This is a genomic window from Alkaliphilus hydrothermalis (assembly GCF_016908555.1).
GTDB lineage: Bacteria > Bacillota > Clostridia > Peptostreptococcales > Natronincolaceae > Alkaliphilus > Alkaliphilus hydrothermalis.
The window spans coordinates 1-19,189 of sequence record NZ_JAFBEE010000008.1 but is presented as its reverse complement, the minus strand read 5'-3'; the positions used below and the strand labels follow the sequence as shown (position 1 = coordinate 19,189).

General features: G+C 34.8%; 19 protein-coding genes and 2 riboswitches. Of the genes, 9 read left to right on the top strand and 10 right to left on the bottom strand.

What is annotated here, in order from left to right; translation table 11 throughout:
• Positions 1–25: 25 nt before the first annotated feature.
• Positions 26–886: an AraC family transcriptional regulator gene (locus JOC73_RS07355; RefSeq protein ID WP_204401629.1), complete on the bottom strand. Its 861-nt coding sequence runs from the start codon at positions 884–886 to the stop codon at positions 26–28.
• 620 nt (positions 887–1,506) lie between these two features.
• Here JOC73_RS07355 and JOC73_RS07350 point away from each other — a divergent pair.
• A complete protein-coding gene (locus JOC73_RS07350) occupies positions 1,507–2,181 on the top strand; it encodes a uracil-DNA glycosylase (protein WP_204401627.1) in 675 nt (224 codons plus the stop codon).
• Positions 2,182–2,271: 90 nt separating this feature from the next.
• Here the strand turns inward: JOC73_RS07350 and recQ are convergent, their stop codons facing one another.
• Together recQ and JOC73_RS07340 are read right to left on the bottom strand one after the other, a co-directional pair.
• Positions 2,272–4,092, bottom strand: a complete 1,821-nt coding sequence (gene recQ, locus JOC73_RS07345; RefSeq protein WP_204401625.1) for a DNA helicase RecQ — start codon at positions 4,090–4,092, stop codon at positions 2,272–2,274.
• Between the two features lie 263 nt (positions 4,093–4,355).
• The gene (locus JOC73_RS07340; RefSeq protein ID WP_204401623.1) at positions 4,356–5,687 is read right to left on the bottom strand and encodes a DUF5667 domain-containing protein; all 1,332 of its coding nucleotides are present in this window, start codon (positions 5,685–5,687) and stop codon (positions 4,356–4,358) included.
• 222 nt (positions 5,688–5,909) lie between these two features.
• On the opposite strand from JOC73_RS07340, the gene JOC73_RS07335 reads away from it, so the two are divergent.
• The 4 genes from JOC73_RS07335 to JOC73_RS07320 all read left to right on the top strand — a co-directional run bounded on the left by JOC73_RS07335 (position 5,910) and on the right by JOC73_RS07320 (position 8,805).
• Positions 5,910–6,578: an LbetaH domain-containing protein gene (locus tag JOC73_RS07335; RefSeq protein ID WP_243427882.1), complete on the top strand. Its 669-nt coding sequence runs from the start codon at positions 5,910–5,912 to the stop codon at positions 6,576–6,578.
• A 185-nt stretch (positions 6,579–6,763) separates the two neighbouring features.
• Complete coding sequence (locus tag JOC73_RS07330) at positions 6,764–7,150, top strand: carbonic anhydrase (protein WP_204401619.1); 387 nt, start codon at positions 6,764–6,766, stop codon at positions 7,148–7,150.
• 69 nt (positions 7,151–7,219) lie between these two features.
• Positions 7,220–8,449, top strand: a complete 1,230-nt coding sequence (locus JOC73_RS07325) for an L-lactate MFS transporter (protein WP_204401617.1) — start codon at positions 7,220–7,222, stop codon at positions 8,447–8,449.
• A 113-nt stretch (positions 8,450–8,562) separates the two neighbouring features.
• The gene (locus tag JOC73_RS07320) at positions 8,563–8,805 is read left to right on the top strand and encodes a small, acid-soluble spore protein, alpha/beta type (RefSeq protein ID WP_204401615.1); all 243 of its coding nucleotides are present in this window, start codon (positions 8,563–8,565) and stop codon (positions 8,803–8,805) included.
• Positions 8,806–9,000: 195 nt separating this feature from the next.
• On the opposite strand, the gene JOC73_RS07315 is transcribed toward JOC73_RS07320, so the two are convergent.
• The 3 genes from JOC73_RS07315 to tnpA all read right to left on the bottom strand — a co-directional run bounded on the left by JOC73_RS07315 (position 9,001) and on the right by tnpA (position 10,657).
• Positions 9,001–9,603 (bottom strand): DUF2284 domain-containing protein, encoded by a 603-nt coding sequence (locus tag JOC73_RS07315; RefSeq protein WP_204401613.1) that lies wholly within the window; start codon positions 9,601–9,603, stop codon positions 9,001–9,003.
• Between the two features lie 90 nt (positions 9,604–9,693).
• Positions 9,694–10,170, bottom strand: a complete 477-nt coding sequence (locus tag JOC73_RS07310; protein WP_204401611.1) for a GNAT family N-acetyltransferase — start codon at positions 10,168–10,170, stop codon at positions 9,694–9,696.
• An 88-nt stretch (positions 10,171–10,258) separates the two neighbouring features.
• Positions 10,259–10,657, bottom strand: a complete 399-nt coding sequence (gene tnpA, locus JOC73_RS07305) for an IS200/IS605 family transposase (RefSeq protein WP_204401609.1) — start codon at positions 10,655–10,657, stop codon at positions 10,259–10,261.
• Positions 10,658–10,737: 80 nt separating this feature from the next.
• On the opposite strand from tnpA, the gene JOC73_RS07300 reads away from it, so the two are divergent.
• Positions 10,738–11,877: an RNA-guided endonuclease TnpB family protein gene (locus JOC73_RS07300; RefSeq protein ID WP_204401607.1), complete on the top strand. Its 1,140-nt coding sequence runs from the start codon at positions 10,738–10,740 to the stop codon at positions 11,875–11,877.
• A gap of 128 nt (positions 11,878–12,005) precedes the next feature.
• Here the strand turns inward: JOC73_RS07300 and JOC73_RS07295 are convergent, their stop codons facing one another.
• The 4 genes from JOC73_RS07295 to JOC73_RS07285 all read right to left on the bottom strand — a co-directional run bounded on the left by JOC73_RS07295 (position 12,006) and on the right by JOC73_RS07285 (position 15,526).
• Positions 12,006–12,155 carry a hypothetical protein gene (locus JOC73_RS07295; protein WP_204401605.1) on the bottom strand — a complete coding sequence of 50 codons (150 nt, stop codon included), beginning with the start codon at positions 12,153–12,155 and terminating at the stop codon, positions 12,006–12,008.
• A 36-nt stretch (positions 12,156–12,191) separates the two neighbouring features.
• Positions 12,192–12,497 carry a hypothetical protein gene (locus JOC73_RS07290; RefSeq protein ID WP_204401603.1) on the bottom strand — a complete coding sequence of 102 codons (306 nt, stop codon included), beginning with the start codon at positions 12,495–12,497 and terminating at the stop codon, positions 12,192–12,194.
• A 107-nt stretch (positions 12,498–12,604) separates the two neighbouring features.
• Complete coding sequence (locus JOC73_RS15280; protein ID WP_279381037.1) at positions 12,605–12,736, bottom strand: hypothetical protein; 132 nt, start codon at positions 12,734–12,736, stop codon at positions 12,605–12,607.
• A gap of 798 nt (positions 12,737–13,534) precedes the next feature.
• On the bottom strand, positions 13,535–15,526 hold the full coding sequence (locus tag JOC73_RS07285) for a copper amine oxidase N-terminal domain-containing protein (RefSeq protein WP_204401601.1): 1,992 nt from the start codon (positions 15,524–15,526) through the stop codon (positions 13,535–13,537).
• 318 nt (positions 15,527–15,844) lie between these two features.
• A riboswitch (cyclic di-GMP riboswitch) is annotated at positions 15,845–15,929 on the top strand.
• 115 nt (positions 15,930–16,044) lie between these two features.
• On the opposite strand from JOC73_RS07285, the gene JOC73_RS07280 reads away from it, so the two are divergent.
• From JOC73_RS07280 to JOC73_RS07270, 3 genes are all read left to right on the top strand, one after another.
• Positions 16,045–16,437: a hypothetical protein gene (locus JOC73_RS07280; protein WP_204401599.1), complete on the top strand. Its 393-nt coding sequence runs from the start codon at positions 16,045–16,047 to the stop codon at positions 16,435–16,437.
• 215 nt (positions 16,438–16,652) lie between these two features.
• Positions 16,653–16,729, top strand: a riboswitch (cyclic di-GMP riboswitch).
• Between the two features lie 98 nt (positions 16,730–16,827).
• A complete protein-coding gene (locus JOC73_RS07275; protein WP_204401597.1) occupies positions 16,828–17,256 on the top strand; it encodes a GAF domain-containing protein in 429 nt (142 codons plus the stop codon).
• Between the two features lie 13 nt (positions 17,257–17,269).
• A complete protein-coding gene (locus JOC73_RS07270; RefSeq protein WP_204401595.1) occupies positions 17,270–18,886 on the top strand; it encodes a thiamine pyrophosphate-binding protein in 1,617 nt (538 codons plus the stop codon).
• Positions 18,887–19,189: the final 303 nt, after the last annotated feature.

The window sequence follows — 19,189 nt, the reverse complement described above, 5'->3', positions numbered from 1 at the left end:
AGTTTCTTCATTATTTCATTTATCATTACTTCTTATTAATAGGTACCCATACTTCGCATTTATAGTTGGGGTCATTTGGATTTCCAGGAAGATAGACCTCCAGTTCTGGTCCCCCTGCGTGTTCATATCCTGTGGCTGGGAACCATTCAGAGTATATTCTTTTAATGACATCCTGAATAGCTGTTGGCATTGGCCCAATAGACTCAAACACTGCCCATGTGGAGGCTGGAATTTCCTTTTCTATCATATGATTCGGTACATCGCCATTTAGTTTTTCTGCCGCAACAACATAGGTGAACTCATCTTTTTCGTGGCAGAAATCCATACAGATTCCCAATATTCCCATTTCACCAACGCGACTTTCTAACTCTCGACACACCCCATTTGAGTTGACTTCATCCCAGAACTTTGGGATTATCTCAAAGTTCTTTCCTTCCTTTGTGGTGACTAATTTTGATTGACCAACCACTTTAAATCCTTCCTTTTCAACAATACGATAATTCATAACCGCTTCCCCCTTTATTTGTATATGAAATGACAACCTCGGATACGCCTTTAAATCCATCCCTTGCCCTCGAACCTCTGAAGGGTTGATGCCATGCATCTTGGAAAAGGCTTTGGAAAATGATTCTGGTGTTTGGTAGCCATACTTTAAGGCTACATCAATCACTTTAACATCAGATGTGGCCAACTTTTGAGCAGCTAAAGTCAGTCTTCTTCTTCGTACATATTCCGCCACCGATACCCCTGTGACCATATGAAACATCCTCTGAAAGTGAAACTTTGAAGTCAGTGCCATCTTTGCAACTTCATCAATGTTAAGCTTATCTTCAATATTCTTTTCCAAGTAGTCTATACTGGCATTCAATCTGCTAAGATATTCCACTGAATCCCCCCCCCTTTTTTTATTGTTGTTTCAAAGGCTAATTCAATTCTACCACAAAGGATTCACCTATACCTGTTTTTCCGTGCCATTGTTTAACAGATTTGATTTTAGTCTTCAGTGTAATTAAAATCCTGCCGTAATCACAAAATCCTCTCCCCACCAGTCCCTTATATAATCAATTTCGATATAGGATACTTCTTTTACGTCTTCTGGCCCTATTATAAAACTAATATATCTAATATCAAAAACACGATCTTCTTCCTTAACCTCATCCAGAGATAATTGATAGGTTATGCCGCCTCATGTTTTAGTCTTTGGGGAGATTCGTAAATAATCACCTTCGTACCTTTTCTTTAGTTCAGTCTTTGCTATTTCAGTTATTAAAAATTCCATTCTTGCACCCCTCATAGTATAGTACTTTATCTTTCCCATCCAACTAGAATTCAAACAATTCTCATTGAATCCCATAGAACCATACACTCCAATCACATCTTTACGAACTCCAAAATGATTTCTCTATTTTTAGCTATTTCTACCCATCCTCCTGCCTCTTTTACCACTAAACATGAATTTTTTTAATCTATTATAATTGATATGGTATAATCGAAGGGGGTGCTCATATGGAATCATTAAAAAACGATTGGAAAGATTTATTGAAGGAAGAGTTTAAAAAGGATTATTTTATAAGACTTAGAGAAATCTTAGAAGAAGAGTATCACACTCAGATCGTCTATCCAGAGATGAAGGACTTTTTTAATGCACTAAATTACACCTCCTATAAACATGTCAAGGTGGTCATACTAGGACAAGACCCTTATCATGGTCCCCACCAAGCCCATGGTCTGAGTTTTTCTGTCAAACCAGGAGTTGCAACGCCCCCTTCTCTACTGAATATCTACAAAGAGCTTAATCATGATTTAGAATGTTATATACCCAATAATGGTTATCTAAAAAAATGGGCGGATCAAGGGGTTTTGCTACTGAACACTGTCTTGACGGTAAGGGCTGGTGCTGCCAACTCCCATAAAAAAATTGGATGGGAGACATTTACCGATGAGATTATTAGATTATTGAACAATCGAAAAGACCCTGTGATATTTATCCTATGGGGGAAGAATGCCCAATCTAAAACAAAAATCATTGATAATAGACATCATTATATAATTCAAGCTCCCCACCCTAGCCCCCTATCGGCCCACAGGGGATTCTTTGGCAGTAAACCATTTTCTAAAACTAATGAGTTTTTGGTTTCCAAAGGTAAGAATCCTATTGATTGGCAGATTGAAAATATTTAAGCAAAAGCCACTCACCACAGCGTATACATAAAATACGTTAGGGTGCTGGCTTTTGTAATCCTTAATCAAAACAATTTGATTTTTGGATTTTTACTTTTCTTTTAGACAATAATTTTGAATAACCGTTAAAAATACTTCACCGTAGTTCTCAAACTTCTTCTGCCCTACTCCACTGACTTCCAAGAGCTCTGCTTGGTTTTGAGGACTAGTTGCTGCTATTTCCTTTAGGGTTGAGTCATGGAAAATCAGAAATGGAGCTAATTTCTTTTCCTTGCTTAATTGACTGCGTAATTCCTTTAACTCATCAAATAAGGCTTGATCAAAATCTTCAAGACTGTCTTTAGGGGATTTTTTACTTTTAGTTTCTTTTTCCCGCTTCGATTCTACTAGACTCTTTTTATGATAAACTTTTTCTTCTCCTTTGAGGATTCCCCTACATTGATTCGTCAGCTTTAATACTGGGAATTTATCTGCAGTAATATAAATATATCCCTTTGAGACCAAAGTCATTGCGATTTCCCTTATAACATCTACATGATAGTCCTTCATAATGCCATAGGTGGATATCCGATCAAGACCCAACTCTAGGATTTTTTTATTTTTTGAACCCTTTAAAACCTGGGTAATTACCGCCACACCGTATCGCTCTTTTGCCCTAAAGATACAGGATAAAATCTTCTGGGCCTCTAGGGTGATGTCCACCATTTCTGCATCTCCTATACAATTACTACATTTACCACAGTTTACTTCTGGTACATCCTCTTCAAAATAGGTCAATATCCTTCCCCTAAGACAATCATTTGTATGACAATAGTCTATAAGGTACTGGAGATTTTTATAAAATAGTAGTTCCCGCTCTGGTGAGAGCATTTCATTTTGGATAATTGTTTTTTGTTTAATAACATCTGACGGAGAGTACATAAGTATACATATACTTTCTTCTCCGTCTCTCCCAGCTCTACCTGCCTCCTGATAATATGCCTCCATATTCTTTGGCATATTGTAATGGATGACAAATCGTACATCGGGTTTATCGATCCCCATTCCAAAGGCATTGGTGGCGACAATGATTCGAGTTTGATTAAAGATAAAAGCTTCTTGGTTTTCTTGTCTTTCTTCGGCAGACATTCCTCCGTGGTATCCAACAGTATCAATTCCCTTTTCCTTTAGTTTTTTGACTAGGGCCTCTACTGTTTTTCTAGTGGAACAGTAAATAATCCCTACCTCCTGCTGATGGTTGTTGTTTAGGTAATCAACTAAGTGATTAAATTTGTTGCCTGCCTTCACTACTTTATAAAATAAATTTGGTCTATCAAATCCTGTAATGGTGGTAATAGGGTTTTGCAATTGAATGAGTTTTTTTATTTCCTCTACAACTTCTTTTGTTGCAGTAGCCGTAAAGGCGGCCACCGTTGGTCTCGTTTTTAACCCTTTTATAAATTTAGGGATTTCAACATAGCTAGGTCTAAAATCATGCCCCCATTGACTAATACAGTGGGCTTCATCAATGGCAACTAATGAAATAGCTAGTTGTTGCACCAGGTCCTTAAAATTGTAGGTATTTAAACGTTCTGGTGCAACATAGATAATTTTATACTCTCCGTTGCGGATGAATTCTTCCCGTTGAATCATTTCCTCATCGGTAAGACTGCTATTGATAAAGGTTGCATTTAGTCCCATTTCATTCAATGCATCCACTTGATCCTTCATCAATGCGATTAGGGGAGATATAACAATGGTTATTCCCTCCAGCATCATGGCTGGTAGCTGAAAGCATATCGATTTTCCTCCCCCTGTAGGCATTATTCCCAGTACATCTTTTCCTTCTATAATTCCAGTGATTAATTCCTTCTGGCCCTTCTTAAAATCATCATAGCCAAAGTAACGCTTCAAATCTTTGTAAATATCCATAGGTTTCCCCCTAGCTCTATGTTATCTGATTTAAATCTATCTGTTCTATCCTAATAAACACAAGTTCCTATTAGCTTCATGTTTAGAATCTACACTAAGTCACTTTTCTTATTATATCATAAATCCCTTCAGATCCATTTTTATCTCGAACTTTATTGCAAACTACTTGACCTAACTAATATTTTAAAATCAAAAAAAAGGAGCTAAGTGAGTATCCATTGACACACTCAGCCCCCTCCAGGGAATTGGAAAGTTGTATTTAATTAATCTCTACCTTTTCTCTTTTTGTCACCTTTTTCTTTCTCATCGTCACAATCTTCATCTTTGTCATGTTCATCGTCTTCATGGTCATCTTCGTCTTTATCTGCTTTGTCTTTCCTAGCTTCTCTTAATTTTTCTCTAACTTCTTTTGCTTCTTCTCTTGCCTTTTCTTTTGCCTTTTTAGCTCCTTCTCTAGCGTTCTTCTCTGCTTCTCTTAACTGTTCACTTGCTTTTTCTTCTGCTGTCTTAGCTTCTTTTCTAGCTTCTTTTCTAGCTTCTTTTCTAGTTTCTTCTCTAGCTTCTTTTCTAGCTTTTTCTTCTGCCTTTTTTAAATCTTTGTCTTCATAGTCTTCTTCTTCCTTGCCTTCGTCCTCTTTATTATCGTCTTCAAACTTGTCCTTCTTTTCTTCTGCCTTTTCTATTTTCTTGATGGCTTTTTTAACTTGCCTTAATCCTTGTCCAGTTGTTTTCTCAACTTCTTTAACCAGGTTTTTTACCTCTTCCTTCGCTACCTCTGCAGTATCCTTCAAGTCTGCTAATTCATTCTTCAAGGCCTCTGCTGCTGCCACCTTTTCTTCTGCAAGCATGATGGCTTCTGCGTCACGATTTTTCTTTGCTGCCTTTAACTCTTCTTTAGCTATTTTAAAGTCTATTCTTGCTTGAAAGAAGGCTGCCTTTGCTGCATAAAACCCATTTACAGCTGCAATCGCTTTATCTTGTTCATCTAAGGCATTTTCGATACCTGTCTTTGACTCTTCTGGTGCTTTTTCTAGAATTGTCTTCAAGATTTCTTCACTTTGTAAGTATGCGTTATTTAGACTTTTAAGTGTCAGTACAGCTTCTTCCTTCTCCTGGATTGCATTATTAAGATGCTCTGTTGCAGAAGCCAATAGCTCCATATATTCAGCTGTTGCTTCATTCGCCAACTCTTCTTCACCTTCATTTGTCATTATAGCAGCTTCTGCCGCTCTTTCTGTAGCGAATTCTGCCTTTAAAGCCCCTAACTTCTCTTGACTTTGGGTTATCATTAGCTGTAGCTCTTCTACTCCCCTCTCAAGGCTATAAAAAATAGAGTTAGGTAATACACCAGCAAAATCTTCTACTACTACATCTTCAACTATAATTACATCCTCTTGATCTTCTACTACTGCCTTTTCGATACCTGGTGTCACGTCGGTCACGACAACTTCTTCCACAACTAGTGTTTCTTCTGTCGCCACTGTTTCTGTTGTTACCCCATTTGTACTTGTAGTGGTCACTGTATTTGCATATGCAGTACCTAAAGTTCCAGTTAAGTAAATTGCTAATGTCATGGCAGCAATTTTTCTTTTCATAAATTTTATTCCTCCCTTTATTGCGATTATATTTAATTATACGGGTAGGGTAAAATTTTTAGGGTATTGCTTAATATCATCAAAACATTATCTGTATAAATTTTCTATATTATTTTGCAGATATAATATAAAACAAAAGGGGTTTTTAGGTGCCTTTAGCCTTATGGAGTCATACTATATTATCAAAACTCTATTTTAAGAGATCTAAAAGAGGTGTATATGATGAATGTTAATGCTGTATTTATAGGATCAAATCCTGTTACATCCTTTATTCCCTATTCTTATTTTCCGCAAATTCACCCTTCTGTGTATATTGGTCCCTTTACCAGTATTATTGGAGCAGTATTCATTAGAGAAAATGTCTTTATTGCACCAAGTACAACTATTCGAGCAGATGAGGGGTATCCTTTTTATATTGGGAGGAATACCAATATTCAGGATGGAGTAATTTTTCATGGTTTAAAGGGGCAGCGAATTTCAGTAAAGGATAGGCTTTACTCAATTTATGTTGGAGATCGGGTATCCTGTGCCCATGGTTGTACCATCCACGGTCCCTGTTTTATTGGCAATAATTGCTTTATTGGCTTTAATGCCATTGTTTTTGATGCCATTCTTGAAGAAGGAGTATATGTCTCTGCAAATGCAGTTGTGACTGGTGGTGTAACTGTTGCTAAAAATAAATTTGTCCCTCCTGGTGCATCTATAGATAGTCAAGAGAAAGCCGATGCATTAAGCATTGCTCCTGCTGATAAAGAGGCTTTTGTTGAAGAAGTTCAAAGGGTTAATAGTGAGTTTCCACCCTCCTATTCCCTATTGTTTGGCAAAAACCGTTGTTCCTGTGGTCTTGCTTGCGACAGGCCAGTATCATGTACATCAAATCACAGAGCTTAAATACCCTCCTAAAATTTCTATAAGACTTATCAAAAGATAACTTTTGTAATAATCTCAATGAAATATTATTGTTCTTATACGAATTCCTCTTGTTTTATGTATAAAGTAGGAATATAATAGTACTTGTGTGAATAAGGTTGGCCACCTTTCATTTATAAAAACTACAGCAGAGGATTGGTATAATTATGGACATGAACAAAAAGTTTGTTACTTCTATTAACTGTATGGACGGTAGAACCCAAGAACCTATTATCACCTATTTAAAGACTGAATATGGTGCTGATTATGTTGATATGATCACAGAGCCTGGTCCAAACAAAATTTTAGCTGAAAACACTAACACTGTTTTAATCGAATCTATTAAAACAAGAGTTGAAGTTTCTACTGGTAAGCATGATTCCAAAGTAATCGCAATCGTTGGTCATTATGACTGTGGTGGAAACCCAGCTGATGAAGCTACTCAAAAAGATCAAATTAATGCATCAGTAACTAACGTAAAATCTTGGTACCCAGAGGTTGATGTTATTGGTGTATGGGTTGACGAAGCTTGGAAGGTTAATCGAGTAGTTTAATTATAAGGAATTTAATTCTTATTTCTTATTATTAATTTTAAAAATCAAATCATGAAGGGAGAAATACTAATGAATAATAGCAAAACAATTAATCGTTGGTTTGTTGTATTCGGTGCCGTATTATTACAGATGTGTATAGGTGCCATTTATACATGGAGTTTGTTTAATCAGCCTTTAATGGATAAGTTCGGCTGGGAAAATAGCGAAGTAGTTCTAACTTATTCAATTGCAGTATTTGTTTTTGCTTTCTCGACTATTTTTTCAGGCAGACTACAGGACAAAATCGGTCCTAAAAAAGTTGCTACTATTGGTGCCATCCTTTACGGTGGTGGAATCATGCTTGCTTCTACAGCGACTTCTTTAATGCAATTATATATCTATTATGGTGTAATAGCTGGAGCCGGGGTTGGATTCGCATACGTTTGTCCCCTATCTACTTGTGTAAAATGGTTTCCAGAAAAAAAGGGTTTCATCACAGGTATTGCAGTTGGTGCATTTGGACTTGGAAGCTTAGTTTTCAAATCAGCAATTCAATATTTTGTATCTAACAGTGGCGTATCTGCTACTTTCCTTTATCTAGGTGCTATTTATGCTGTATTAGGTTTAATAGGAGCTCAATTCCTAATTTTACCTCCAGCAGGCTACGGTGTATCTGCTAATAATGCTAAAGCAACAAAAGAGAATGACATGAAGGTTGGAGAAATGCTTAGAACTAAGTCCTTCTACTTTGTATGGGTAATGTTTTTATTTGGATGCATGAGTGGACTTTTAGTAATCGGGCTTGCTAAAGACATTGGAATTAAATTAGCTGGATTAGATGCGACTACGGCAGCAAATGCAGTTGCTATGATTGCTTTGTTTAATGCTGGAGGACGACTAATTTGGGGTACTCTTTCAGATAAGTTAGGTAGAATTAAAGTAGTAACAATGATGTTCATCATCACTGCGGTATCTATGGTTGCAATGAGTGTACTTACTTTAAACTTCGTTACATTCTTTGCTGCATTAGCTGGAATCGCCTTCTGTTTTGGTGGTTTTTTAGCTGTATTCCCAACCATCACAGGAGAATATTTCGGTATTAAAAACCTAGGTGCAAACTATGGTGTTGTATATCAAGCCTATGGTGTAGCTGCATTAGTTGGTCCAATGATTGTTGCTAAAGTTGGTGGTTTAAAGCCCACATTCTTAATTGCAGCTGCATTTGCTATCATAGGAGTAGCCTTAACCTTTATAGTAAAAGCACCTGTAGCAAATTTATCATCTGTAAAACAAACTAAATTGCATCCGCTTAAAAGATAATAAACATTAAGAATAGAGCAAAGCAAGCGACCATTTACTTGGTCGCTTTTTTTATTCTAAATTCTAAAACATATAACTATATGATTAGGTAATACTAATGAGGAGGTGATAATATGGATAAGTATAAAATTTCTCCAGAAGCAAAAAAAACATTAGACCAATTTAAAGTTGAAGCAGCAAAAGAACTAACAGGAGATATGCGGAGAAAAAACATCAAAGAAAGAAAACAGCAATATGACCTACGGGCAAATTTAACAGATAGTACAGCTGTAACAGAGCAATTGCTAGAAGTAGATGAGAAATCAAGAAAGAACCCTAACAATTCCTTTAGTGATTTTTTAGGAAAATACTTTTAGTGATTTAATCATGCAAAGACTTTAAGACTATAGAAATATAACCCATACTTAATTGTGTGGGTTATATTTCCTTTTGTCAATGTGTTAATCCCCATGCTGACCAAAATCCTCAAGAATTTTGGCAAAAAGAGAAAAAGAAATCTACTATATTATAAATCACACCCCAATCAGGTCAATTGATCATTTAAATGTAAATTATTTTATTAAGTTCTTATATAAGTCTTCTTTATCCAATTTCTCGTGACTCAAAACAGCACTCACTAAAAGAAAATACTCTGGTAGGATGTCCTTCGCCCATAATATTTTATCACACAATATATCCTCACAGATGGAGGATACATCAAATCCAATAGATTCCAAAGAAAAATGCATCTTTTCAGGGTAACGACATGACTTTTTTTCTTCTCTAGTGCAAGGAGTACATACTAAACACCTTCCTGCTAACAATACCCTCAAATTATTACTTGACTCTTCTATTTCCACAAGCTGTTCATCCACTATTCCCCTAGCAGCTCTATAGATTTGATTAGAAACATAATCTAAATCATCATGATTTAATAATTCGTCGAATCCTTCATCTAAATCTTTAATATACAGCTTGCTCCCAATCACATAAATATATTGATAGTTCTCTAGTACTTCTGATGTATTAAAATCATAAGGAGGGCATGTCCAAATCTTGTCATAGTATTGACAGGCTTTACAGTATCCTAGAAACTTTTCGGGTTGGTAGTATTTTGTTATTTCATCTATTTTTCTTTCTTTAATATTATGTTTAAGTGCAAGCTCTTCCTTCATGGATTGAACACCTTTCTTTTATTTATTTTCTACTTGTAGTCTATAACATCCCCCTTAGAGGCTTTTAAAATACTGTTATACCTCTCACTACTACTTTTTGAACTCTTTTACTAAAATACTCATAACAATGGCATCATGATATTTATTTTCAAAATACAAGGCATCCCTTAAGACACCCTCCTTCTTGAATCCTATTTTTTCATAGACATGAATTGCTCTTTCATTAAATGAATATACCTGTAACTCAATTCTGTGTAGATTGTACATACCAAAAGCATAGGAAAGGGCGATCTGCAGACCTTCCGTTCCATACTTTTTGTTGTAGTCCTTTTCTTGATATATGGCAATTCTAGTACTTGCACTTCTATTTTGCCAATCAATACTGTTGATAACCACTTCCCCTACAATCTCATCATTTTCTTTACTAACAATAAAACAATCTAACCGAGAGGAATTGTTAGATATGCTACTAAGGTATCCCCGTAGCCCAGCTTTTGTAATGATTATTTTAGTTCCTGTATTTCTGATACTATCTGCGCTTGAATGACTTAACTTATCATAGTACACATCTAAATGATGCACCTCTATCGGTATATCAGCTTGTTTCTAAAGTCTACGCCGTTGATTTTTCCACAGACTTTAATAGTCCCTTTTTTCATAAATTTTTGTGGCACAGAAACCCATTACCTTTAGGTTCACCGATACTACAGGCAAAATAACCATCTGACCAAAATATTTTTCTTTTCCAATAGTGCTTAGATAACGTTAAAGAATGTTTTTGCCACAGTCTATATGCTGTTTCCTGTTTTATTCTTTTCACAATCTCACATATACTATCGGTGGTATCATAGCTGATCAGAAAATGAATATGATCTTTATCCGTTTCCATAGCAATTATTTCGTAATCATACGTATGAGAAATATCTAGTATTTGATGTTTAATATCTTCCGATATGATGCCTTTAAGTAGTTGTTTTCTATATTTGGTGACTAATTCAATATGTGCCTTTAAGCTGTATTTACGCCTGTTTTTACGGTTATCATTCGTATCCATACTGCTACTCCCTTACTTGACATTCTCTAATGATTATTACACACTATAATTAGTGAATAACAAATAGTGAGGTCGTATTTATGGAACAAATTACCGTTACAGCAAAAATACAAATTATAACTTCGGATGCAGACAAAGTATTGCTTAATAATACTATGTCTATTTATCGTAATGCCTGTAACTATGTTTCAAATCATATATTCCATACTCACGACCTAAAACAATTTTCTCTGAATAAATTTTTGTACGCTACCCTTCGTGAAAAATTTGGACTTAAATCACAGATGGCTCAATCTGTTCTCAAAACAGTTATTGCAAGATATAAAACTATTCTTGAGAATCAAAAGGAATGGATAAAACCTGTATTTAAGAAACCACAATATGATTTGGTATGGAATAGGGATTATTCCTTGACACAAGATGTATTCTCAATAAACACACTTGAGGGTCGCATTAAGTTAGATTACTATTCCGAAGGTATGGAAAAATATTTTGACCAAACCATTTATAAATTTGGCACTGCAAAACTTGTCAATAAGCATGGAAAATACTTTCTGCATATTCCTGTCACGTATGATGTTCCTGTTAGTAACCTGTCAGAAATATGCAATGTTGTAGGTATTGATAGGGGTATAAATTTTTTAATTACCACCTATGACAGCAAACATAAATCAGGTTTTGTAAGTGGGAAAGCCATTAAGCAAAAACGAGCGAACTATTCAAAACTACGTAAAGAACTACAAATACGAAAAACACCTTCTTCAAGACGAAGAATTAAAGCTATTGGACAGCGAGAAAACCGTTGGATGCAAGATATAAATCATCAAGTATCAAAGGCACTCGTTGAACGTAATCCAAAGCATACCTTATTTGTGTTAGAAGATTTAACAGGTGTCCGTATTGCTACAGAACGTATTCGCACCAAAGACCGCTATGTTTCTGTATCATGGTCATTTTATGACCTTGAGCAAAAATTAATCTACAAGGCAAAGCAAAACGAATCAGCAGTAATAAAGGTTGACCCTTCTTATACGAGCCAATGTTGCCCTAAGTGTGGACATATTGAAAAAGCTAATCGTAACAAGAAAAAACATCTATTTACTTGCAAAAACTGTGGTTATCAGTCAAATGATGACCGTATTGGAGCAATGAATCTGCACCGTATGGGAATAAACTATCTTGTTGATAATCAAGTACCTAGTGCAGTTACAACAGAGTAAACTCTTTTGTAAAGGGTGCTGTCAGCCACCCTATGATGTAACGCCACTTTAAGCTTTAATGCTTATCGGGGTTAAAGGTAGGAGGCGTTAGCCGTTAGTACTACTGGGCAGTTACAAGCCCATTTCCTTTAGGTGATGGGTAGTTGACTTAATTGATTCTCCTCTATGATTTGAAGTTCAACTGTCTCTTTATTATCATTCTCTTTCCCACACCCCGTCGTAAATGTACCCAAGGAAACAATTAAAATTGCAGCCCATATCAGTTTCTTAGTTTTCATACTCTTCCTCCTAATTATTTAATTATTTTTCAAGCACTATTCCTGTATTTGAGTATATTCCTTAAGTTGTTGAAAAAAATCTGAAAACAAACCATTAACAATTAATTCTTTATGATCTGTTTCAATTTTCAACTTAAAGGAGTTTTCTCCATAGAGCTTTGTAAGGGTAATGTCTTGATATTCAAAGTAATAAAAATCACCATAGTTCATATCTTCACTATAAATTTTTATCCCCTGTTCAAGTATTTCAATAGTCCCATAGTAATGCTCTTCATCTTCTTCTATAGATACTGAGTATAAAGATGAATTTTCCATTGTACTTTGTCCACTATTCGTATCCAATGGATTGCCACTAATACCTTCATTACTATGCCCTTCTTCGATTCTAATAGGATAACTTTCAGGGGTCTGACCATCAAATCTATCTTCAAGTATAATAGAGTCATATCCTAGTTCTTTAAATCCTCCTGCCTCCTCAATGCTTCATCTTTATCTAGCTTTTGCTGATGGTCATCTATTAAAGTAAGCAATCTTTCTTCTTGTTCTTTTTTCCTTCGTCGACTTTTAAAAAGAATATTCATCTTTGATTTCCTTTCATTAACCCCTTATTATGACTGCTATCTTTATTTCTACCTATTAGACTGTACTTTAAAATAAAAAGTCTCATTTATTATAACTTTTTTCGAAAATATCATGTTGCAATTTCTTACTATAAAAAATGATCCCTAAATCCAATCTCCCTAATTGTACTTCCCCAGTTGAACTTAGGGCAGTAAACCCACATTGGACTTTACCCCCCATATTAGTACCCACCCCTTAATCTCGTTTGTATAAATGTCTCATATTCATCTTGTCTTACAATTATCATTCATCCTATTTTTTATAAAACTCGATTGCCTCGTCTTCTTGTAGTCTCTCAATCCAAATCATTTTCATGATTTCAAGGTCTTCACTATAATCTCTTTTTTCATTATTCTCAGTGCTATCATCCGTAACAGCAAACCCATAGATTGTTTCTATAGTGGATTTCAGGGAATCAAATTCCCATGCAATATAAGATTTATCTAATTGGTTGATAGTAAAACTAATCTTCTATGTACGGAACTTACCTGCCTTAATGGTAACTCCTTCTGTCAAATGTACTGGTGAATTCTTATACATTAATAACTGAGTAAAATGAGTGGAGATCATTCTGACAAATTCTATAATCCAATCTATTTTCTCGCAATAAAATTTCGAAAATATAAGGGCCTTTACTAAAGGATATTAATCCCAGTCCATATACTAAATGCTGTCTACAAAGGTTTGATTAACACCTTTATAGACAGCATCTTAGTTTTAAAAAATAATTGATTTATCCATCAAATATCTTATAATATTTAATGTCTTTTTTCTGGTAATGGTTGAACGACAATGTTGATTGGTAAATTGCTACCTGAAGCAGGAATAAATACAATCTCTACTTCTTCCTCCACATCCCCAGTTCTATATAGTACAGCCACTTCTTTAGAATCCTTCAAATAAGTCTCTTCAGTAACTTTTACAACTTGATTATTGACTAAGAAGGCCCCACTATAATGTCCACCTCTTGCATTTAGCACAATTACACTTCTTGGAGCAACCCTTTCTAACTTTACATTATAGAGTACTCCAAAATTACCTTGATTTAAGACTGCTTCTCCTGTCATTCCATCTACACCAGATACTCGTGTGTCTTCTGTTGCATCCCCAAAAACAATCCTTTTCGTATCTTCCCCCACTAACTCTTTAATGGTTATGGTACGGTTTCCAAATGAAAAGGTACCTCTCGTGTGGACATTATCTTTAGCTAGCTCTGCTAGTGTTGGTAACTGCTGCATAACATCCTTTCCACTGTCAATGATTACTGTTTGAAGTTGAATCGGTAATGAAACCTCTAAATCAGCATAGGCAGATAGGGTTTGTTCTTTTAATATTTTCTTATCACTAAGTTCCGTAAGGATGACTTTACTTTCTCCAGGTTTCAAAATCATACTTGTTTGGCTAGGCTTTGTTAGTGACTGTAAGTATCGTGCCAGACCCAATTTCCCGGTAGTCGTCACCAATTCATAGGGTCCACCCATTCCTACATGGGGCATCTTTATTTCTACTGGTTCTTCATTCATGTTGGTGGCAACAAGATAAAGATTTACTGGATTGCTCCGATGGTTCTGCTGATGCACCATCACCCGTACTTTACCTTCTATATTATCCCTATAATAGATTCCTTCTTCCCTTATGGATTCAGGACTATTACTACGATACAGTGTATGGTTTTGATTCTCAATATCGTACTTTATAACGGGATTTGAGATAATGTTCTTACCAAAGTAGAAATATTTCTCCCCAATAGGTGTAAACCAAGGATCAAACTCTTCTTTTGCATATAATATATCATTTTCAATATATATTTGCTTTGTATATGTGCTCGTTAGTCCATTTTGATCTTCTACTTCTAGGGTAATCTCCCTCTCTCCAGCACTGAAAAAGGCAGTTTCTTTATTTGTCCACGTTTTTTTAACAATGGCATTTTCATCATCAGTACTTTGGTCTATATACGTAATAGGCTCCCCAATGCTGTATCTATCTTTTGTGGTGTTAAATTTAGCAACTGGCGCTTGATTAGGCGGTAAAACATTAACCACAACCTCATAGGGTTGACTCCAATCTCCATTTTCATCCATTACTATTCTTCTAACTCTATATACTCCAGCCTTGGGGAAGACTTCCTTATTCCATCGCCAAAGCTCCCTTTTAATGTCTAAATTAAGTGGGTGTTGATATTGATCAATATAAGTAACTTTAGTTTGACCAGCATAGATTCTTTTGGGAACAACCTCGAATTTTGCCACTGCCTTTTGACCCCAATACAGGTGTATCGACTTCTTCTCTAACTCTGGAACTACCTTCATGTCAAAGTGAGTAGCGAATACCCTTAAAGGTATCATTGTTGTTCCATTTTCTATAAATGGAACTCCGTGGGTAGAGGTGACTAATTTTTGGTTCACCCTATATTGTGCATCGTTAACCTTAAACTGTAACTTAATATATCCATTACTAATCTGTGATTCTTTAGTTTTGCTATCATACTGAACAGATAAGCCTAACCGTTCCGAGAAGGTTCTTAGAGAAATATAGGTTACTCCATCGCGAACAGTATTTGGATTATTAGACAAGAAGAGCTCTTTATTATGATAGACTTCCTTACTCTCCAGAACAAAAGTAATATGGTCTGTATAATTTTGTGCCTCCGTCTTTTGCAAATTTCCTGCTGCAAAACCACTGTTGGTGTTTACTATAATTATCAACATCATTATGCAGATAATTATAGTAGTTCTTTTAGTTTTTTTCAAATTATGACCTCCAATTTAGATACAATTAATTGCTATGCCGTAATACAATCCTGCTATTTCTTACAATAGCAATAAAAGTATATAAAGTCAATTTCTGTAATATTTCATTATTGTGTCATTTAGATTACAAAAAAATAGAGAAAATGCTTCTATCTATAATATACCCGCTATAATAGCAATCAAAGAAGAAGATTATTACAGTAATTTGACGATATAATCATCTAAGTAGTTTTATTAATTTATATTAACTTTTGTTAATAATTTGTTAATAGTAATGACAGATCATGATAAATTTAGTATTATTTACTTGATAAATAAAGTCGAAAATAGCAAACTTATCGAAAGATAAGGACGCAAAGCTATGGATCTAAGGGACAAATCCTATGATCGCCTGGTTGCCGAAACTTACATATAATAAAGAGCTCTAATTTTATGTAAAAGTTCCTATCAAATCGGCTAAGGCTCCTATGGTATCATAGTGTGCTTTTTTTATTACAAAAATTTAGAGGAGGATGTAAATGATAATTAAAGATGCTATGGAAAAATATGAGATTAAGGTAGACAAGGTAAGACGTGTAGTATATGAGAAGCCAATGGGCCTTTGGAATGAAGATGACTATAATAGATGGGTTAAGGACTACAAATCAAAAGTTATTCCTGCTTTAGGGAATAGTCAGCCTTGGGCTGTATGTGCAGATTTAACGGCATATAAGACATCCAGCATTACAGAAAAGCTTAATGAATTTGTTAAATGGAAAGTTGAGAACGGTGTTGCTAAGACTGCAATGATTGTAAGTAGTGCTACAGTTAAAATGCAAATGAACAGGGCTGTTAAGGATACTCCCACTGCTCCACAGGCATTTACAAGTCTAAATGAAGCAGATACATGGTTAAAATCTGTAGGTTTTTAAAAGTTTAATTGAATTTTCTTAACTGAATACATTTGTGTTTTATAACGACCTATATTGTATAAATCTCCTAATTTATCAAAGCTGATACTCAAAATCTATTTATTCTTTGATTCTTAGGAGGTTTTTTTCCTTTACTTTGAGGTAACTTCTACTTAAATATACATATTGTTAAATTATTCGATTTTTAATGTTAAGCAAAAGCATTTGTCAACTTCTACCGATAATGCCAAACCTATCTAAAGGTAGGGGCGCAAAGCTATAGGACCTAAGCGTATGGCAGCCAGTTACCAAAGGAGAGTTTTTTGTGTGTGAAAAAGTTTTCGTGGTTTAGCTTAGAGCATATTAAGTATTTCATTTTAATATTAGACTATATTCTTTAGGAGGTAAAAAATGATAGAGAAATTAGATATATTATTTGAAAAATTACATGATATAACAGGTATCCATGATATAGCTTATCATGAAATTAAGGGTAACAGTCTAAATCCTATATACAAAACTGGAACACCCCATTTAAGTATTGATAAGTGGAAAAAACTACATAGCGAAAACAAGGTATATGTTGATAGTGACTCAGTATTACCAAGTATTGTATATGATAAAAAAGTTCTAATAATGTCTGATGTGAAAAATGATTCCAATGCATCGAATGCATTTTCTCTATTTGGAATAGATAGTATATTAGTTTTTCCAATTGTTAATAGTAATGTTACTATAGGAATTATTGTGCTTGCATCTATCGGTAAAAAACATATTTTTTCCAAAGATCAAGTTGAAAAATGCGCTTTATTAGTTAATAATTTTATAAATACACTTTAAGGATGTGATTATAATGAGATTATCAGAGGCGATATTAAGATACTTAAAAAATAATGGAGTAGAGTATATATTCGGAATACCAGCTGGTAATGTAAGTCCCCTTTATGATTCATTAAATGATGTTGACATCAAATTAATTGTATCTAAGAATGAAGCTGGATCTACATACTGTGCCGCTAGATATGCTAATATATCGAAAAAGTTAGGAGTATGCATTTTAGCCGGTGGCGTAGGTATTAATAATGGAATAAATGGGATTGCAGATGCTATGATTGATAAAGCTCCAGTTCTAATAATTTCAGGATATATTAAAAGAGAAAACATTGGAAAAGGTGCTATTCAAGAGTTGGATACACAGCATATGTTAAAGCCAATCACTAAATATAGTAAAACTATATTTGACGAGAATGAAGTTTTAAATGAGTTACAAGAAGCCATCAGGTTAGCACTTACCCCACCCTTTGGACCAGTTCATCTATCCATCCCCTTAGATATTCAGATGGAAGCATTAAATGGTGATATGCCGGATCCAGTTAAAGTTAGTAAGACACCTATAGATTTGAAAGCATTAGACAGAGCTAAGAATATAATTGAAAAGGAAGAAAAGGGGCTTATTTTAGTTGGTAAGTATGCTAGAGGTTTAACAGAGGAAATTAAAAAATTAAGTCTTCATTTAAGGTGGCCTATAATAACCTCATCGGGAGGAAAGGGTGTTGTTCCTGAAGAATTTGAAATGAATTTAGGAAACTATGGCTTTTCAGGTACAGATAGTGCTAATGATTTTGTTGATAAAGCCGATTATACTTGCTTGCTAGTTCTTGGTTGTGGCCTTGGAGAGGCATCTACAAGGAATTTTAATAATACATTAGTTAAAGATAAACGTGTTATTCATATAGATTCTGATAAAAAAGAATTAGATAGAGTTTTTACTGCTGATGTTGGTGTTGTAGGTGATGTTTGTGAATGTATTAATTATCTTCTAGATAATACTGCTGCGAAGGCTAACCAATTCACAAGACCAGAAAACTTTAACCAGCCATATGTATTAAATCATACTGGATTATCCTTTAGACTCTTTGTTGAAAAAATTACTGGTCTCATGCCTAAAAATACATACTATGTGTGTGACCTAGGAGAAACTATGAATTTTGTATTTAAGTATCTACACCTAACGAAGGAATCTGACTTCGAAATAAATATTAATTATGCCAGCATGGGTTCCAGTGTTGGAGGAGCAGTTGGTGCACATTTAGCTTCCCCAAATAAAAGAACTGCTGTAATAGTAGGTGATGGATCTTACTTCATGAATGGGATGGAGATTTTATCGGCTAAGGAATATAATCTGCCAATTGTTTATTTTGTTGTAAATAATGCGAAGCTTGGATATGTAGATAGAGGTCATGAATACTTATATAAAAGAAGTAGGCAGGAATTTAAACAACAACGAGTTTCTATTAAGGACATAACAAAAGCTATGAACATTCCTGCAATAGAAATATCTAAAATAGAAGATATGAAGTTTATTCCAGATTTTATTAAAGATGTTAATGGGCCATGTTTAGTTGAAGTTATTACAGATGGAACAGAGCCTGCTCCAATCATGGATAGAATAAAAGCATTAAAAAGATAAGTGGAGTACTTTTGATAGTTATAACAACTGGATGGAGAATCTGTAACTATGTATTTAAATCTATTCTTGAAAGGGCAAGTGTACAGGTTTTTACTCCCAATATTATACAGTAATCTCAGAGTAATTACCCTGTTCCACTTGTCCCTCATTTTTATAAATGTACTATTGGTTCAAATCTTGCCTTTTAAGAGTCACAAAGGAGTCACAAGATCGAGTAGGCTGGAACCTTGCAATTCCAACCCCTCACAGAACCGGACTTGCCCTATTAAGGCATCCGGCTCTTCACTTCACCATTTACATAAC

What these genes read in the sequence shown, in the direction of transcription:
- JOC73_RS07350 (WP_204401627.1), top strand. Translation starts at nt 1,507, where the DNA reads ATGGAATCATTAAAAAACGATTGGAAAGATTTATTGAAGGAAGAGTTT.
- recQ (WP_204401625.1), bottom strand. Translation starts at nt 4,092, where the DNA reads ATGGATATTTACAAAGATTTGAAGCGTTACTTTGGCTATGATGATTTT.
- JOC73_RS07295 (WP_204401605.1), bottom strand. Translation starts at nt 12,155, where the DNA reads ATGAAAACTAAGAAACTGATATGGGCTGCAATTTTAATTGTTTCCTTG.
- JOC73_RS07335 (WP_243427882.1), top strand. Translation starts at nt 5,910, where the DNA reads ATGAATGTTAATGCTGTATTTATAGGATCAAATCCTGTTACATCCTTT.
- JOC73_RS07275 (WP_204401597.1), top strand. Translation starts at nt 16,828, where the DNA reads ATGATAGAGAAATTAGATATATTATTTGAAAAATTACATGATATAACA.
- JOC73_RS07280 (WP_204401599.1), top strand. Translation starts at nt 16,045, where the DNA reads ATGATAATTAAAGATGCTATGGAAAAATATGAGATTAAGGTAGACAAG.
- JOC73_RS07330 (WP_204401619.1), top strand. Translation starts at nt 6,764, where the DNA reads ATGGACATGAACAAAAAGTTTGTTACTTCTATTAACTGTATGGACGGT.
- JOC73_RS07325 (WP_204401617.1), top strand. Translation starts at nt 7,220, where the DNA reads ATGAATAATAGCAAAACAATTAATCGTTGGTTTGTTGTATTCGGTGCC.
- JOC73_RS07320 (WP_204401615.1), top strand. Translation starts at nt 8,563, where the DNA reads ATGGATAAGTATAAAATTTCTCCAGAAGCAAAAAAAACATTAGACCAA.
- JOC73_RS07315 (WP_204401613.1), bottom strand. Translation starts at nt 9,603, where the DNA reads ATGAAGGAAGAGCTTGCACTTAAACATAATATTAAAGAAAGAAAAATA.
- tnpA (WP_204401609.1), bottom strand. Translation starts at nt 10,657, where the DNA reads ATGGATACGAATGATAACCGTAAAAACAGGCGTAAATACAGCTTAAAG.
- JOC73_RS15280 (WP_279381037.1), bottom strand. Translation starts at nt 12,736, where the DNA reads ATGAATATTCTTTTTAAAAGTCGACGAAGGAAAAAAGAACAAGAAGAA.
- JOC73_RS07340 (WP_204401623.1), bottom strand. Translation starts at nt 5,687, where the DNA reads ATGAAAAGAAAAATTGCTGCCATGACATTAGCAATTTACTTAACTGGA.
- JOC73_RS07300 (WP_204401607.1), top strand. Translation starts at nt 10,738, where the DNA reads ATGGAACAAATTACCGTTACAGCAAAAATACAAATTATAACTTCGGAT.
- JOC73_RS07270 (WP_204401595.1), top strand. Translation starts at nt 17,270, where the DNA reads ATGAGATTATCAGAGGCGATATTAAGATACTTAAAAAATAATGGAGTA.